Below are 14,675 nucleotides of genomic sequence, written 5' to 3'. Positions count from 1 at the left end.
CGTCGCGCCCGTCCGGCCCTCCATCCCGTGGCCCTGGCCGCCATGCTGGCGCTGACGGGCACCGGCGTGGCGCACGCGCAAACCGCGCCGGTGGCAGCGCCTGCCGACAGCAGCGCCGCGGTCCCCGCCAGCCTGCCGCCCGTCACCGTCTCCGCCAGCGGCCTGCAGCTGGGCACCAATGAAATGACCACACCCGTCACCGTGCTGGAGGGCGACGAACTCGTGCGCCGCCGCGAGGCCACGCTGGGCGAGACGCTGAACAGCGAGCTCGGCATCACCAGCAGCCACTTCGGCGCCGGTGCCAGCCGCCCCATCATCCGGGGCATGGACGGCCCGCGCGTCAAGGTGCTGAGCGACGGCGCCGAGCTGCACGACGCCTCCACCATCAGCCCGGACCACGCCGTGGTGTCCGAGCCCCTGCTGGCCACGCAGATCGAAGTGCTGCGCGGCCCCTCGGCCCTGGTCTACGGCAACGGCGCCGTGGGCGGCGTGGTCAATGTGCTCGACGGAAAAATCCCCACCGCCATCCCCCAGAAGGGCTATGAGGGCAGTGCAGAGCTGCGCGCCAACTCCGGCGCGCGTGAAAAAGCCGGTGCCTTCTCGCTGACCGGCGGCGCCGGCAACCTGGCCGTGCACGTGGAAGGCGTGGCACGCGACGCAGGCGACTACCGCGTCGGCAAAGGCTGGGCGCCAGAGGGCGAGCCCACCCGCAAGGTGTTGGGCAGCTTCAACCGCACCGACACGGGCAGTGTCGGCCTGTCGTGGGTGGGCGAGCGCGGCTACCTGGGCGCCGCCTACACGCGCCAGACCGCCAAATACGGCCTGCCGGGCCATAACCACAGCTTTGAAGGCTGCCACACCCACGGCAATCACCTGCACTGCGGCGCCCACGAAGGGGAGGAAGACGGCCATGACCACGGCGAAGAGGAACATGGCGACGTGCCGGTGGTTCAACTCGCCAGCGAACGCTTCGACATCCGCGGCGAGCTGCGCAACCCCTTTGCCGGCTTCTCGGCCCTGCGCCTGCGCGCGGGCGTGACGGATTACATGCACGACGAAGTCGAAGACGGCGCCGTCAGCACCACCTTCAAGAACAAGGCCTACGACACCCGCATGGAGTTGCAGCACGAGCCCATTGCAGGCTTCAAGGGCGTGATCGGCCTGCAAACCTCGCAGCGAAAGTTCAGCGCCGAGGGCGAAGAAGCCTACGTGGAGCCCACCATCACCCGCAAGCTCGGCTTCTTCGCGCTGGAGGAATACCGCCTGGGTGACTGGCGCTTCGAAGCCGCCCTGCGTCACGACCGCCAGACGGCCGAAGCGCAAACCAGCGGCATCGAACGCAGCCACAACGGCACCTCGGCATCGCTGGGTGCGGTGTGGAAGTTCACGCCCGGCTACCAGGTGGGCACCTCGTTCACCCGCGCCAGCCGCGCCCCCTCGGCCGAAGAGCTGTACGCCAAGGGTCTGCACATGGCCACCAGCACGTATGAGCGCGGCAACGCCGACCTGAAGTCTGAAATCTCGCAGAACATCGACGTGAGCCTGAAGAAGACCAGCGGCGACACCACCTTTTGTGTGAGCATCTTCCGCAACCGCATCAACAACTACATCTACGGCCGCACGCTCGATGAAGTCGATGGCCTGCAACTGCTGCAATACAGCCAGGCCGACGCCACCTTCACCGGCATCGAAGGCCAGGTGCGCCAGCGCCTGAACCGCCACCTTGGCATCACCTTGTTCGGCGACACCGTGCGCGCCAAGCTGAACGAAGGCGGTGGCAGGCTGCCCCGCATCCCCGCCACCCGCGCGGGCATCCGGCTGGACGCCAACTGGCAAGCCTGGGAAGGCCAGGTCGAATGGGTGCAAGTGGCCCGCCAGAACCGCGTGGCGGAGTTTGAAACCGCCACGCCCGGCTACGGCATGCTGAACCTGGGCATCAGCTACAACGGCCAGTTCAGCAGCGGAACGCCGTGGCAGGTGTACCTGAAGGCGAACAACCTGACGGACCGCCTGGCGTACGCGCACACCTCGTTCATCAAGAATGCCGCGCCGTTGATGGGCCGCAATCTGACGGTGGGGGTGAAGGTGGCGTTCTGACGGGTGACGCCGCCGTGATGTGAGCGAGCCAGCGGCGGGGGAGGGCATCGCTGGCTTGCGCTCCTTCGCTGCCCAAAGCTCCGCAACCAAGGGGGCCAAATGCGCGGGACCCGTGCCATACTCGATCTCACGTGGTTGATTTCGCTCCCCCTTCTTGCACCAGCCCTGCATGCCCATCACTCCCGCGCCGTCCGCAAGACTGCTGCAACTGCTACCCGAGGCGGTGGTGCAAACCGATGCGTTGTGGGAAATCACCTATCTGAATCCGGCGTGGCACAAGCTCACCGGCCATGCGGTGGCGGCGGCGCTTGGCAGGTCCTTGCTGGAGTTCGTGCATCCCGACGACGTCGGCACCATGCGCTCGGGCATGCCGGTGTTCCGCTTGCGCTTTGCCGACGCGGACTATCGCTGGGTGCGTCTGCAGTTTCACCCGGAGACGGATGCGGCGGAGCGGGTGATCAGCCGCCAGGGTGTCCTGATCGAGATCACCGAGGTCACAGAACAGGTGCTGGTGGAGGTTCGCCAGCGCTTTCTGCGCCTGCTGGAAACCATTGACGGCGTGGTGTGGGAGGCTGAAATCGGGGTGGGCAATACCTTCCTGAGCCCGCAGGTCGAGCGCTTGTTCGGCTACTCCGTCGAGGAGTGGCGGGCCGACCCGGGCTTCTGGCGGGCGCATGTACACCCCGATGATCTGGAGGAGGCCCTGCGCATCGACGATGCTGCGTACAACGCCACGCACAGCCATGCCTACGAGATGAGTTATCGGCTGATTGCCAAGTCCGGCAAGGTCGTGTGGGTGCGCGATCTGTGCCGTGCAGTGGTCGAGCCGGGTCGGCCGAACCGCATGATCGGCCTGATGATCGATGTCACTCCGCAGAAGAACACCGAGCTCGAGTTGCTGCGCTCCGAAAACCGCTATTCGCTGGCGACGCGCGGTTCCAATGACGGCATCTGGTACTGGGACTTGCGAACGGACGCCCTGCATGTGTCCGGGCGTTTTCTCCAGATCGTCGGGCTGGGTAGCCGCGATCAGGTGCATGACGGGGGCTGGCGCTTTCTCGAGCAACTCATCGATCCCGAGGATCGCGAGCGCGTGCAGGAGGCCTACCGCAGGCACCTGTCGGGAAACAGCCCGAACTTCTCGGTGGACTTCCGCGCCTTCCACGGGGCTGGGCGGCTGGTGTGGGTCAATTGGCGCGGTCTCGCCGAGTTTGAAGGCGGTGTTCCCGTGCGCATGGCGGGGTCGTTGAGCGATCTGGCCGAGCGCGGCAGTTCCTACGACGCGCTGACCAACCTGCCCGGCCGGCCGTTGTTCCGCGATCGCCTCGCGCAACTCATCGCGCTGCGACAGAACGAGGTGGCGAACGGTGGTGGCGTGCCGACAGGCCACGGAGCTACGATGTTCGCCGTGCTGCTGCTGGATCTCAACGGGTTCAAGGCCGTCAATGACAGCTACGGGCACCATGTGGGTGACCAGCTCCTGCAACAGGTGGCGCGGCGGCTCGAATCCTGCGTGCGGGCGGTCGATCTGGTCGCCCGCATGAGTGGCGACGAGTTCAATGTGCTGTTGGAGTCCATCGAGCCCGCTGAAGCCCGCCAACGCGCGGAGCAGATTGCCGCCGCCCTGGAGGTACCTTATGTGATTGGCACGCACACCGTGGTCAGTGGTGCGAGCATCGGATTGGCCAGCAGCGCATCCAATCTGGCGACGGTCGACGACTACCTGCGCGCTGCAGACACCGCCATGTACCGGGCCAAAAGCCAGTCATTGGGCGTGTGCGTGTTTCAATGAAGCGTGTCAGGGCAATCGCCTGCGAGGCTGTCGCATGGCGGGCCTTCCTCGTTCCCCTGCTGGTTTTCGGTGGTTTCGCTGGAGTGCTTCCTGTGCGCTTTTTGCCTGGGACCAGGGGCTGATTGCTGGCGATGGCCGGAGCCTCCCATGGGGTCTTGGCAATCGCACATGTTTTTGACTTCCGCGCTTTGGCATCCAGCGCAAGCAGCTACTGTATTGATAGCGATTGAAGTCCCGCCATCCTATGAATGCGCGAAAAAAAACCGGCTCATCAGAGCCGGTTCTTTATAGACGCTTATCGGGTTCAGTAACGACCGCCGCCAAAGCCGCCCGTGCCGTAGCCAACGTCCGAGCGTTTGCTCGCGGTGAAGCCACCGGCGTTGTAGCCCCCGGCGCCGCCGCCCGCTTCGCGGGGACGGGCCAGGTTCACGACGATCGAGCGGCCGTCAACGGACATGCCGTGCAGGGCGCTGATGGCGGCCTGGGCGACTTCGGCCGAGGCCATTTCCACAAAGCCGAAGCCCTTGGAGCGGCCGGTTTCGCGGTCCATCATGACCTTGGCGGAGGAGACCCGGCCGAACTCGGCGAAGTTGCTTTCCAGGCTGGAATCGGTCACGGAATAGGGCAGGTTGCCCACGTAGATTTTGCTGCTCATGGTCGAGCCTTTCTGAAGTGTGGTGCGCAACGGGTGGCGTACCTGGGGGATGCAGTGGTGCGGGCGGAGGAGGCCGCTACTGCGAAGAGGGAGGGGAACCGGTGCGGAAGACCTGCGGCGAAGCAGGTCATGTGCTCAGCACGTGGGAGGGTGCCGCATACACGTCTGCAGCCAGCCCTGGGTGACTGCAAAGAGCCGGGCGGCTTCGCGGGAGGCAAAGGCTTTGTCAAAGCGGAACACGCGGCAGTAGCTGCCGTTGCCCTCTGAACGATGGACCGAGAAGGAAGCGCGGAAGCGTCCGCAGTCGGTCGGGTGTGTCGTGGGCGAAACGACGTACTTGCCCATGGAAATGGCGGTCTGTGAAATCTGGTGCATTCAGGGATCGCAGGTGCGGGAAGCCGACCTGCGTGAGCATCGAAGGACGCAGTGGGCTGCAGCTCTACAGACCCAATGGGCGACCGCAAGGGTCGCAAAGGCGGCCTGCCACGGCGGAGGTCCGCTCTGGACAGGTGTTGCGGTGACGGCGCGCGTCAAGCGACGGTACTGCAACGAAACATATTATATCCAAATTTGAATTTTGTTTTTATTTAATATTATTCAAAGTTTTAAAAAAGCGTGATTCCTGGCAATCCGCCTCGAATTCGCCGTGCTGCGAGGCTTCCTTGACGCGATGATGGACCTCAAGGGGATTGATGGGGCGCCAACGCCAGCGCTGACCAGGCTCCCCGATGTGCCCCCCCGGTAGTTCTGCCGCCCCACTTCGCACGGGTAGCAGCCACCCCTAACTTTCGCCTTGCTTTCAATGGCTGTGGGTAGAACCACACTGGCCGACTCCCCTGGCGCGCGGCATCATGCTCGCATGAAGCTGCTCTTGGTCGAGGACGATTTTGATCTGGCAGGTGCGCTGAGCCGCAGCCTGGTGGCCCGGGGATTCGAGGTGCTGTGCTGCGCCGACGGCAAGGAGGCCCTGGCGGCGGCGCGCCGCACGGCCTTTGACGTGATCACGCTGGACTTGTCGCTGCCGGGCCTGGACGGGCTGGAGGTGTTGCGGCGCCTGCGCGATGGGGGCTGCACCACGCCCGTGCTGGCGCTCACGGCCCGTGCGGCGGTGACGGACCGTGTGGCGGGGCTGGAAGCCGGTGCCGACGACTATCTGGCCAAGCCGTTTGACCTGGATGAAATGGTGGCGCGCCTGCGGGCCCTGACGCGACGGGTGGGGCGCGATGGCCAGTTGCGCTGCGGATCGCTGTACCGCGACCCCGCCAGCGGCGTGTTCTACAACGACGCGCTGCCGCTGGAGCTCTCACAGCGCGAGGCAGAGCTGCTGCGGCTTCTGATGTCGCGCATCGACCGTGTGGTCAGCAAGGAAGAGCTGCGCACCCAGGTGTTTGCCGACACCGAAGATCAGGTGCAGGCCGATGCCGTGGAGGTGGTGGTGCACCGCCTGCGCAAGAAGCTGGTGGGCACCAATGCAGAGATCGTGACACTGCGCGGCGTGGGCTACCTGCTGTGCGATGCCGACAGCATGGCGGCGCAAAAAGGCGAGAGGGCGGAAAAAGGCGGGGCGCCGCGGTGAGCGGGCCCTGGCTACAACATTTGCGCTGGCGGCCGCATGGCGGATCGCTGCAGCGCTTGTTGCTGGTGGGGCTGCTGGTGCCGTTGTGGGCGCTGGTGGCTCTGATGGCCGTGGTGCAAGTGGTGCAGCAGGCGCGTTTCAATGCCGCCGCCCAGGATGCTGCACTGCGCATGGCGCTGACCCACTGGCCGGCGGTGCTGCCGGGCGATACCAGCCCAACGCAAGAGCCACTCGCCGGGCCGGCCCCCAGCATCTGGTACCGCGAAAGCAGCCTGGATGGCGAGCGCCTGGCCGGCAGCGACGCCTTGCCACGCCTGCCTTCGAGCGGGGTGGTGGTGGGAGAGGGCGTGGTGCATTTCTATCTGGCGCAAGTGGGCCACCGGCTGGTGCGGGTGGCGGCTACCTTGCATCAGCCTGCAGGGGTGGATGGTGGGCCAGGCGCTGGAAATGCCGTGGTGCGGCAACTGGCGCGGCCGTTCAGTGAACGCCTGCCCAACATCGATCGCCTGATGGGGGAGGGCGGTGGGCTGCGCGCGGTGCTGTTGCTGGCGCTGGTGATGACGGTGGTGGCGGCGGCGCTGGCGCGTGTTGCATCGGGCTGGCTGGAGCATGCCAGTGCGTCGCTGACCCAGCCGGATGCAGGCGGTCCTGGCCAGGGCTATAAAGGGCCGTCGGAGCTGGCGCCCGCAGTGCAGCATTTTGGCGAGCTGCAGCAAAGCCAAAGCCGCTGGATCGAGGCGCAACGGCGCTTTCTGGCCGACGCCACCCACCAGATGCGCACGCCCATGGCGGTGTTGCGCACGCAGCTGCAGTCGGCCATTGCAGGCGATGTGCATGTGGTGGATGCGCTGCACCAGATGCTGCACACGGTGGACCGCGCCTCCAACCTGGCCAACCAGCTGCTGAGCCTGAGCAAGGTAGAGCAGCTCAAGCGCATGGGCGAGCTGCCCAGTGTGAATCTGCATGCAGTGGCGCGTGAGGCGGTGATGGAACTGGCGCCGCTGATTGCCGCCAAGCGGCTGGACTTTGCGCTGGACGGCCCGGACGAGATGACAGCCCCTGGCGACGCCGCGTTGCTGGGCGAGCTGATGCGCAACCTGCTGGCCAACGCCATCCACCACACACCCGTCCATGGGCGGCTGGGGGTGCTGCTGCGCAATTCCACGGGCCGGCGCGAGCTGCTGGTGTGGGACGAGGGTCCCGGCATTGACGATGCCGTGCGGCAGCGTCTCTTCCAGCCGTTTTCGGCGGGCAAGGGCGGTGTGGGCCTGGGTTTGTCGATCTGCCGGCAGATCGCGGAATCCATGGGGGCCGAGGTCACGCTGTTCAATCGCCTGGACGCGGGACAGGTGGTGGGCGTTGACGCCCTGGTGGCCTGGGAGGACTGACGATGCCGCACCCGCGCTCCGATTTGCCGCCAAGTTGCCGCCCGTCATCGCATTCGCGGTACCAACCGAATTCACCACAGGCGCGCCCATGACCCCTCCTGAGGCATACCCCGGTATCGAGTTCCAGAACGTGTGCAAGCGCTACGGCCGGTCGGACGACGCGCCGCTTGTGGTGGACCACATCAGTTTCACGGTGCCGCGCGGCACGCTCACCACCATCCTCGGGCCGTCGGGCTGCGGCAAGACGACGACGCTGCGCATGATTGCGGGGCTCGAATCACCCACGTCGGGCCGGATTTTCATTGACGGGCAGGATGTGACGGACCAGGACGCGGCGCAGCGCAATGTGAGCCTGGTGTTCCAGAGCTACGCGCTGTTTCCGCACCTGAACGTGATCGACAACGTGTGCTACGGCCTGCGCGTGTTGAAGCTGGGCAAGCAACAGGCGCGTGAAAAGGCCCGCGCCATGCTCGACACCGTGGGACTGCACGGGCTGGACTTGCGCCGCCCTCACGAACTCTCGGGCGGGCAGCAGCAGCGCGTGGCGCTGGCCCGGGCGCTCGCGCTGGAACCTGCGGTACTGCTGTTCGACGAGCCGCTGTCCAACCTGGACGCCCGTCTTCGGCGTGCCATGCGCGAGGAAATCCGGGCGCTGCAGCAACGCCTGCGGCTCACGGTGACCTACGTGACCCACGACCAGAGCGAGGCCCTGGCGGTCAGCGACCAGATCGTGGTGATGGACAAGGGCACCATCGCGCAAAGAGGAGCGCCTAGTGAGCTGTACGAACAGCCCGTCTCCGAATTTGTGGCGGGCTTCATGGGCGAAGCCATGTTGTTCGAAGGACTCAACCAAGCCGCAGACCCGGCCCACCCGGGTGCCGGCAACTATGCGCAGCTGGGCCCGCTGAAGGTGCCTTCGCCGGCATCCCTCGCCTTGGGCCCCGTCAAGATCGCCGTGCGGCCCGAGGCCTGGGTCATCGGGCCTGCCACGTCCGCCGGGCTGGCGGGGCGGGTGACCAAGCGCACCTACCTGGGCAGCGTCATGGAATACACCTTCGCCAGCGCGCTGGGCGACATCTTTGTGATCTCTCCCCAAGTGCAGCTGCCGCTGGACATGGGGGCTCCCGTCAGCCTCACGCTGGCCAGCCACGGCGTGTCGGTGGTCGCTGTCTGAACGCCGTGGAATTTTGTTGAAAAGGAAAACCTGCATGCCGTACACCGTTGCGATCTTCGACCTGGACAATTGCCTGATCGACGCGCTTTCTGTCGGGTCGCTGTTCGAACCGGCGTTCGAAGCCGTCCGCCGGGCCAACCAGGGGGCGCTGACCCCTGCTGTGCTCGAAGAGGCACTGAACCAGTGCTGGTACACCGCGTTTGACCTGGTGGCTGATCGCTATGGTTTCACCCCCGCGATGCGCTCGGCGGGGTGGGAAGAGTTCCGCCAAATGGAAGTGCGCACGCCCCCGCAGGCCTACCCCGACCTGGGACTGGTGCCCAGCATTCCCCTGCGGCGCTATCTGGTGACGAGCGGCTTTCGGCGCCTGCAGAACAGCAAGATCGACGCTCTGGGCATTCGCTCGTGGTTCGAGGACGTCATCATCGACGCGCTGGACGACAAAGACGACGAGAACGCGCCACCCCACGGCAAGCGGCCCGTGTTCGAGCGCATCCTGGCGCGTGAAGGCTGCACGCCGCAGCAGGTGCTGGTGATTGGCGACAACCCCTTGTCAGAACTGGGCGCCGGCCGTGCGCTGGGGGCGGTCACCGTACAGACCGTGCGGCCGGGCATCAGACCTTGGGAACTGGCTGACTACCGGGTGGAAAGCCTGGAGGAGGTGCTGCAGATCCTGGCGGCGGACCAGGCCCCCGCAGGCGCTGCGACGGGGCTGGCCTCGGTTTCCGATGGCTGTGCATGAAAATGGCCCGTGGCGCTTGCCATTCAAGCGCCAACAGCTATTGAATTCATAGTAACGAGCCGTGCGCGCAGTGGCCATCCAGGCCACAATAGGGGCCTCCTCGCTCCGTTTTCTCCGTCATCGCGCGCCCGCACGCCGGCTCCCACCTTGAACTCGCCCGTCTTCACCTCGCTGTTCCCCGTCATCCTGTTCATTGCCATCGGCTTTTACGTGGGGCGGCGCGGGTGGATACGGGCCGGTTCGGTCAAGGATCTGGCGAACCTGGTGTTCATGGTGCTCACACCGGCACTGCTGTTTCGCACCATGAGCACGGTCCATATCCAGGACCTGGACTTCGGGCCTGTGGCCATCTACTTCGTGGCCTTTGCCGTGGTCTACGCGGCCACCCTGGCGGTGCTGGGGTTCACCAGCCTGGGGGCGGCCCGGGCGCTGGCCAACACCTTCAGCAACACGCTGATGATCGGCGTGCCGCTGGTGGGCCTGGTGTTTGGCGATGCGGGGCTGGTCACGCTGTTCACGCTGATATCGGTGCATTCGCTCATCCTGCTCACGGCCGCCACCGTGGTGTTCGAGCTGGCGTCCGCGCGCGAGCACGCTGGCCGCGAGGGCGCCGCGCAGCAGCCCATGTGGCGCACGGTGCTGCAGGCCATGCGCAACGGCATCGTGCACCCGGTGCCGCTGCCCATCATCGCGGGCCTGCTGTTTGCGCAGACGGGCCTGTCGGTGCCCGAGGTGGTGGGCAAACCCCTGCTGCTGCTGGGCCAGGCGTTAGGGCCGATTGCGCTGCTGCTGGTGGGTGTGACGCTGGCGTTCACCAAGGTCGGCCACCATTTCAAGGCTGCGCTGCGCATCGCGGTGGTCAAGTGTGTAGTGCACCCCGTCGTGCTCGCCGCCCTGGGCTGGGCGCTCGGCCTGTCGGGCATGCCGCTGGCGGTGATGATTGTTGCGGCCTCGCTGCCCGTGGGGGCCAACGTGTTCCTGTTTGCACAGCGCTATGCGGTGGCCGAGGACGAGGTCACGGCGAGCGTGGCCGTGTCCACCGCGCTGGCCCTGGTCACCATGCCGGTGGTGATCTTGGCGGTGACGCGGTGGATCAGCTGACGGGGCGGGGAGTCAAGGCGCCAGCCGCTCGCGCACCCACTCGCCCGCATCCAGCCGGTAGCGCAGGCGGTCGTGCAGGCGGCTCTTGCGGCCCTGCCAAAACTCCCACTGCTCGGGTTTGAGCCGGTAGCCGCCCCAGTGCGGCGGGCGCGGGGGCTTGAGCATGAACTGCGCGCCGTACTTGGCCGCGTTGGCCACCAGCACGCTGCGCCCGGCGATCACCTGGCTTTGCGGGCTGGCCCAGGCGCCGATGCGCGAATCCAGCGGGCGGCTGTGGAAGTAGGCGTCGCTTTCCTCGTCGCTCACTTTCTCCACCGTGCCTTCGATGCGCACCACGCGCTCCAGCTCCACCCAGTGGAACTGCAACGCCGCAAACGGGTTGCCCGCCAGCTGGCGGCCCTTGCGGCTGTCGTAGTTGGTAAACCAGACGATGCCGCGCTCGTCATAGCCCTTGATGAGCACGATGCGCGTGCTGGGGCGCAGGTCGCTGCCCACGGTAGCCAGCGTCATGGCGTTGGGCTCGGGGATCTGGGCCTTGATGGCTTCTTGCAGCCACTGGTCAAACTGCTGCAGCGGCGCGGGGTGCGAGGCGTCCTCGTTGAGTTCGGCGCGCTCGTAGCTCTTGCGCAGGTCGGCGATGGCGGAGGAAAGAGGAGAGGAGGGCGAGGTCATGGCGCGATTGTGCATGGCCGGTGCCGGGCAGCACCCAGCGGCAGATCAACCCGGACCCGGTCCGTCTGCGAGCCAAACCAGCAATGCGCCTGCGCGAATGAAGGCGCCGAACATTCATTCGCTTATAGTGGCAGGTCCCTATGAAACCCAAAGACGACGAAAAGCAGCGCGCCATCGCCCAGGCCACCTTCGACCTGGTGGCCCAGACGGGCCTGAGCGGCCTCACCATGGCCCAGATCGCCCGTGCCGCGGGGCTGGCCACCAGTACGCTGTATGTGTACTACCCCTCCAAGGACGAGTTGATCAGCCAGCTCTACCAGGACGCCAAGACCGTGACGGCCGCCCGCATCATGGAAGGCGTGACCCCCGAGCTGCCCTACCGCGCCAAGGTGCGCCGCATGTGGGGCAACCTGCTGCGCCACCGGCTGGACCAGTACGCCGAAGTGGTGTTTCAGGAGCAGTACTACAACTCCCCGTGGTTCACACCGGGCAACCGCGAGTTCTCCACGCGCCTGATGGCGGGCTTCTTTGCGGTGATGGAAGAAGGCCAGCGGCAGGAGATTTTGAAGGCCGTGCCTGTGCCGCTGCTCACCGCCAGCCTGGTCGGTTCCGTGCGCGAGACAGCCAACCTGATCCGGTCGGGCACCTTGGCGGATGACGAGCAGGTGCTGCAGATGGCTTTCAGCCTCTGCTGGGACGCTATAAAAGCATGAGCACCCCCCTGAGTCGCTTCGCGCCTTCCCCCCGCTCTGGCATCGCTGCGCGATGCGGGCAGGGGGACGCCACCAGTGCGGCGGGGCGGCCCTTGCACGGTGGCCGCCAGGCTGGGCCATGCCCAAGTCATGCAATGGGGTAGCTGACGCTGCCGAGCCCTTAGGGACCCACCAGGAACTGACGGTGTAGCGCGGCAGGTACCGTGCACAAAGCCCAACTTTGCTGTTTAATCGAATTTTTATTCTCTTAAAACCAGAGCGCGCTCACGCGCCCCACATTCGCCTTCCCGCAATCGCTTCGCTTCATCCACCGGAGAACCCACGATGCCCACCCTGAACATCAACGGCAAGGACACCGCCGTCAACGCCGACGACTCCACCCCCACCCAGATGCCCGGCCTGGACGCCATGGCCGCCGCCAAGGTGCTGGGCCTGCAGCCGCAGAACATCAAGGTGCACACCCAGATGGCCGGTGGCGGCTTTGGCCGCCGCGCCATCCCCACCAGCGACTACGTGGTGGAAGCCTGCGGCGTGGCCAAGGCCGCGCGCACCGCAGGCATTACCGCCCCCGTGCGCACCCTGTGGAGCCGTGAGGACGACATCAAGGGCGGCTACTACCGTCCCATGCATGTGCACCGCGCCGAGATCGGTTTTGACGCCCAGGGCAACATCCTGGCGTGGGACCACGTCATCGTCGGCCAGTCCATCCTCAAGGGCTCGCCATTCGAGGCCTTCATGGTCAAGAACGGCGTGGACGCCACGGCCGTGGAGGGCATGAAAGAGCCCTACGACATCCCCATGCGCCTGTCCGTGCACCACCCGCAGGTCAACGTGCCCGTGCTGTGGTGGCGCAGCGTGGGCAGCACCCACACTGCCTACGCCATGGAAACCCTGCTGGATGACGTGGCCCGCGCGACAAAGCAAGACCCGGTGGCCTACCGCCTGCGCCTGATGGGCGACAAGCACCCCCGCCACAAGGCCGCCCTGCAACTGGCGGTAGACCAGTCCGGCTACGGCAAAAAGAAACTCGCCGCAGGCCGCGCCTGGGGTGTGGCGGTGCACGAATCGTTCAGCTCCGTGGTCGCGTATGTGGTGGAAGCATCGGTGAGCAAGGACGGCACGCCCAAGCTGCACAGCGTGACGGCGGGCGTGCACTGCAACCTGGCCGTCAACCCCAAGAGCGTGGAAGCCCAGGTGCAGGGCGCGGCGCTGATGGGCCTGTCCATGTGCCTGCCCGGCGCTGCCATCACCCTGAAGGACGGCGTGGTGGAGCAAAGCAACTTCGGCGACTTCGCCGTGCCCCGCATCACCGATATGCCCCAGGTGGCCGTGCACATCGTGCCGAGCGCCGAGCCGCCTACGGGGATGGGTGAGCCCGGGTTGCCGCCGCTGGCACCTGCGTTTGCGAATGCGGTGGCGCGGTTGACGGGGAAGACGCCAAGGGAGTTGCCGTTCAAATTGGCTTGAGCGGGGCGGATGAAATGAGAGCGCCGGGTTTGGATAAGCCCAGCGCTTTTTTGTAGCGCACTCTGCTGCGCCAGTTCAGCGTTGTGATTCGGGCAGCAGATCCTTGGGACTGCGCTTGGCGAGCAGCTTTTGAGCTACTTCCAGCGGCGGCGGGGTGTCAGAAGGGCAGCGATTCCCGATTGCAGTTCATAGCCACCCTGACTAGGTTCCGCCGACGTCGTATTCGGCCGAAAAGTAATCAGTCGAGCCAGGGCGGAACGCGAATCGAAGGAGCGTAATCAGCGTTGGCCTCCCAGGTCAAATCCGCGACCAGGAAGTCAAGCCATGCTGGTTCCAGTTGTTCTTTACCAGCTTTGGGTGCCGGTTGTTGATGTCGATCCTTCAGCCATGCCATGATGCGCTCTCGCACTGCGCTCGCGTCGCCGAAAAAGGCCGCGAACGTGTCCAGAGTTTCGCCGCCGATGTCCGGCTTCAATCCACTATTCTTCTTGGCTTGCAGCAATGCCGCCAGCGCTCTATCGAATGCGCCATACTCATGCAAAGCGCCGCAGGGCGTCGGAAACCGTTCAGCCTCCAGCAAACGGCGGAGCACATTCTGCCCCTCGGATGTCAGCACGTCTTTCAACGCGGTCGACAAGTTTTCAGCGGTTTCCTGCTTCTTCACCACTTCCACAATTGGCAGATAGGCAACCAAGGACATGGGCTCGGGCAGCAGTTGGGGGCGTGGCTTAGCAGCTTACCGAGCTCCTCAAAGTCATCTTCTACGCATTGCTTGGCAATACTCACGTCACGGCTGAAGTGCTTCAGCACTTTCGCCAGTTCTTGCTCCAAGGGTTTGCGGTTCGCAGGACTCGTTAGCAGAAACAGCTCGGAACAAATCAGCTCCATGCAATAGCGCAGTTTGTTCGGCGCGTGCACTAGCGCTGGGATAAGCGCCTTCAACTGACTATTCGACCAGTCGCCTTTACGCTTAAGTTCCAGTGCATCTAGAAGGCCCTCTTCAGTAAACAGAGGTGCAAGCTTTTCTACATCTGGTCGAAACAGTTCGTGGGCAGCCACCGCGCGATATTTTTTGCCTCGCTCAAATTGAAAAACCTCAGAGTTCCCCTTCACCCCCAAGGCATTCGCCAAATCGTCGTCGGGCTGCCATAGGAGTGTGAGCTTCTCCATCAAATGTTCGGGGTCGCCCTTGTCACCAAAATGAATCGCCCCGGTTTTTGAGGAGGCTCAACACTCTGAGAGGATTGAGCCATGAAGAAGACGAACAAGTTCTCGCCCGAGGTGCGTGAGCGCGCAGT

The 14,675-nt window shown here is 65.2% G+C and carries 13 protein-coding genes and 1 pseudogene; 9 read left to right on the top strand and 5 right to left on the bottom strand.

Features of this window, described 5'->3' with window-relative positions:
* Together MRY84_RS12995 and MRY84_RS12990 are read left to right on the top strand one after the other, a co-directional pair.
* A partial coding sequence (locus MRY84_RS12995; RefSeq protein ID WP_291506140.1) for a TonB-dependent receptor occupies nt 1-2,097 on the top strand: 2,097 nt, incomplete at its 5' end.
* Between the two features lie 169 nt (nt 2,098-2,266).
* Nucleotides 2,267-3,889 (top strand): sensor domain-containing diguanylate cyclase, encoded by a 1,623-nt coding sequence (locus MRY84_RS12990; protein ID WP_291506139.1) that lies wholly within the window; start codon nt 2,267-2,269, stop codon nt 3,887-3,889.
* 304 nt (nt 3,890-4,193) lie between these two features.
* Here the strand turns inward: MRY84_RS12990 and MRY84_RS12985 are convergent, their stop codons facing one another.
* Nucleotides 4,194-4,544, bottom strand: coding sequence for an RNA-binding protein (locus MRY84_RS12985; protein WP_291506138.1), 351 nt, complete (start codon nt 4,542-4,544; stop codon nt 4,194-4,196).
* Between the two features lie 135 nt (nt 4,545-4,679).
* Nucleotides 4,680-4,919, bottom strand: a complete 240-nt coding sequence (locus MRY84_RS12980; protein WP_291506137.1) for a hypothetical protein — start codon at nt 4,917-4,919, stop codon at nt 4,680-4,682.
* 484 nt (nt 4,920-5,403) lie between these two features.
* On the opposite strand from MRY84_RS12980, the gene MRY84_RS12975 reads away from it, so the two are divergent.
* The 5 genes from MRY84_RS12975 (at nt 5,404) to MRY84_RS12955 (ending at nt 10,525) form a co-directional block, all read left to right on the top strand.
* Nucleotides 5,404-6,120: a response regulator transcription factor gene (locus tag MRY84_RS12975; RefSeq protein ID WP_291506136.1), complete on the top strand. Its 717-nt coding sequence runs from the start codon at nt 5,404-5,406 to the stop codon at nt 6,118-6,120.
* A gap of 20 nt (nt 6,121-6,140) precedes the next feature.
* Nucleotides 6,141-7,508 (top strand): HAMP domain-containing sensor histidine kinase, encoded by a 1,368-nt coding sequence (locus tag MRY84_RS12970; RefSeq protein ID WP_291506135.1) that lies wholly within the window; start codon nt 6,141-6,143, stop codon nt 7,506-7,508.
* A gap of 88 nt (nt 7,509-7,596) precedes the next feature.
* A complete protein-coding gene (locus MRY84_RS12965; RefSeq protein WP_291506134.1) occupies nt 7,597-8,682 on the top strand; it encodes an ABC transporter ATP-binding protein in 1,086 nt (361 codons plus the stop codon).
* 34 nt (nt 8,683-8,716) lie between these two features.
* Nucleotides 8,717-9,424 carry an HAD family hydrolase gene (locus tag MRY84_RS12960; RefSeq protein ID WP_291506133.1) on the top strand — a complete coding sequence of 236 codons (708 nt, stop codon included), beginning with the start codon at nt 8,717-8,719 and terminating at the stop codon, nt 9,422-9,424.
* A gap of 147 nt (nt 9,425-9,571) precedes the next feature.
* Nucleotides 9,572-10,525, top strand: coding sequence for an AEC family transporter (locus MRY84_RS12955; RefSeq protein ID WP_291506132.1), 954 nt, complete (start codon nt 9,572-9,574; stop codon nt 10,523-10,525).
* A 12-nt stretch (nt 10,526-10,537) separates the two neighbouring features.
* Here the strand turns inward: MRY84_RS12955 and pdxH are convergent, their stop codons facing one another.
* Nucleotides 10,538-11,212, bottom strand: coding sequence for a pyridoxamine 5'-phosphate oxidase (gene pdxH, locus MRY84_RS12950; protein ID WP_291506131.1), 675 nt, complete (start codon nt 11,210-11,212; stop codon nt 10,538-10,540).
* A gap of 125 nt (nt 11,213-11,337) precedes the next feature.
* On the opposite strand from pdxH, the gene MRY84_RS12945 reads away from it, so the two are divergent.
* A complete protein-coding gene (locus tag MRY84_RS12945) occupies nt 11,338-11,910 on the top strand; it encodes a TetR/AcrR family transcriptional regulator (protein ID WP_291506130.1) in 573 nt (190 codons plus the stop codon).
* Between the two features lie 384 nt (nt 11,911-12,294).
* A pseudogene (locus MRY84_RS12940) lies at nt 12,295-13,377 on the top strand (molybdopterin cofactor-binding domain-containing protein); the annotation flags it as partial.
* Between the two features lie 238 nt (nt 13,378-13,615).
* Here MRY84_RS12940 and MRY84_RS12935 read toward each other — a convergent pair.
* Both MRY84_RS12935 and MRY84_RS12930 read right to left on the bottom strand, forming a co-directional pair.
* Nucleotides 13,616-14,077, bottom strand: coding sequence for a hypothetical protein (locus MRY84_RS12935; protein ID WP_291506129.1), 462 nt, complete (start codon nt 14,075-14,077; stop codon nt 13,616-13,618).
* Complete coding sequence (locus MRY84_RS12930; protein WP_291506128.1) at nt 14,038-14,547, bottom strand: hypothetical protein; 510 nt, start codon at nt 14,545-14,547, stop codon at nt 14,038-14,040. The genes MRY84_RS12935 and MRY84_RS12930 overlap by 40 nt, the downstream gene beginning before the upstream one ends.
* Between the last annotated feature and the right edge of the window lie 128 nt (nt 14,548-14,675).

The organism is Acidovorax sp. (assembly GCF_022763525.1).
In the GTDB taxonomy this organism is placed as follows: Bacteria; Pseudomonadota; Gammaproteobacteria; order Burkholderiales; family Burkholderiaceae_C; genus Acidovorax.
This window is presented reverse-complemented; position numbering and strand designations above follow the sequence as displayed.

Excerpts from the sequence above, each read along its gene's own strand:
- MRY84_RS12990 (WP_291506139.1), top strand. The coding sequence starts at position 2,267 with ATGCCCATCACTCCCGCGCCGTCCGCAAGACTGCTGCAACTGCTACCC.
- MRY84_RS12985 (WP_291506138.1), bottom strand. The coding sequence starts at position 4,544 with ATGAGCAGCAAAATCTACGTGGGCAACCTGCCCTATTCCGTGACCGAT.
- MRY84_RS12980 (WP_291506137.1), bottom strand. The coding sequence starts at position 4,919 with ATGCACCAGATTTCACAGACCGCCATTTCCATGGGCAAGTACGTCGTT.
- MRY84_RS12975 (WP_291506136.1), top strand. The coding sequence starts at position 5,404 with ATGAAGCTGCTCTTGGTCGAGGACGATTTTGATCTGGCAGGTGCGCTG.
- MRY84_RS12965 (WP_291506134.1), top strand. The coding sequence starts at position 7,597 with ATGACCCCTCCTGAGGCATACCCCGGTATCGAGTTCCAGAACGTGTGC.
- MRY84_RS12960 (WP_291506133.1), top strand. The coding sequence starts at position 8,717 with ATGCCGTACACCGTTGCGATCTTCGACCTGGACAATTGCCTGATCGAC.
- pdxH (WP_291506131.1), bottom strand. The coding sequence starts at position 11,212 with ATGCACAATCGCGCCATGACCTCGCCCTCCTCTCCTCTTTCCTCCGCC.
- MRY84_RS12945 (WP_291506130.1), top strand. The coding sequence starts at position 11,338 with ATGAAACCCAAAGACGACGAAAAGCAGCGCGCCATCGCCCAGGCCACC.
- MRY84_RS12935 (WP_291506129.1), bottom strand. The coding sequence starts at position 14,077 with ATGTCCTTGGTTGCCTATCTGCCAATTGTGGAAGTGGTGAAGAAGCAG.
- MRY84_RS12930 (WP_291506128.1), bottom strand. The coding sequence starts at position 14,547 with ATGGAGAAGCTCACACTCCTATGGCAGCCCGACGACGATTTGGCGAAT.